Below are 710 nucleotides of genomic sequence, written 5' to 3'. Positions count from 1 at the left end.
GCATGGCTGTTGGTACGCAACCTGCCGTTCGGGCCGTTCCCCGCGCTGCGGGTGTGACAGCGGGGACCGGCGGGTCTGATTTCCCGGCTCCGCGGCTCAGGACGGCTTAGGGGCCTGGTTCGTCACCGGCGACCGCGCCCCGCCGAAACGGTCTTCAGACGGCTATCGATCGATTGGAAGGCGATCGAGCGCTGCGGGCCTCGCAGGTCGGGTGGAACAACCAACCGACCCTGTGATGCGAGAACTGGGCCACGCTGGTGAAATGTCCCACACCCCTGCGGTGGCAATGATGCGCTCATAAGAAGGCATGCTCAGACCGACCCGGGCCGCCGTCCCCGCAGACGACAGTGACCTTAGGGACACCGTTCGCGGCCAGGCGCTCACGGGCGGCTGTAACGAGTCGGCGTCGATGCGCCGCAGCGGATCGCCTTCCCGCGGCGTGGGATCGGTTTGGCCGCGCCGCAAACGCTCCGTCATCTGGTCGGCTCTGGTGGGTCGGGGTCGCCGGGCAGGAGTTCTTCGGGGTGGTGGGCGTGGTTGATCTCGGGCGGGCCGGTGCCGTCGGTCCAGCCGAGTCGGCCGTTGTCGGTGATCACGGTGCGTAACTCGCCTTTGGTGGCCATGGCGTGGTCGGCGCCGCAGGCGAAAAACTGTTTGTCGGCGTCGGTGCGTCCGCCGCGGGCCCAGTCCGGGGCGTGGTGCACCTCGCA

The 710-nt window shown here is 68.7% G+C and carries 1 pseudogene; it reads right to left on the bottom strand.

Going from position 1 to position 710, the window contains the following annotated elements:
* Positions 1-473: 473 nt before the first annotated feature.
* A pseudogene (locus F6Q13_RS18735) lies at positions 474-710 on the bottom strand (HNH nuclease); the annotation flags it as partial.

This window comes from Mycobacterium sp. (genome assembly GCF_008709575.1).
Lineage (GTDB): Bacteria > Actinomycetota > Actinomycetes > Mycobacteriales > Mycobacteriaceae > Mycobacterium.
Note: the sequence above shows the minus strand (reverse complement) of the source record. Positions and strands in the feature narration are given on the sequence as shown.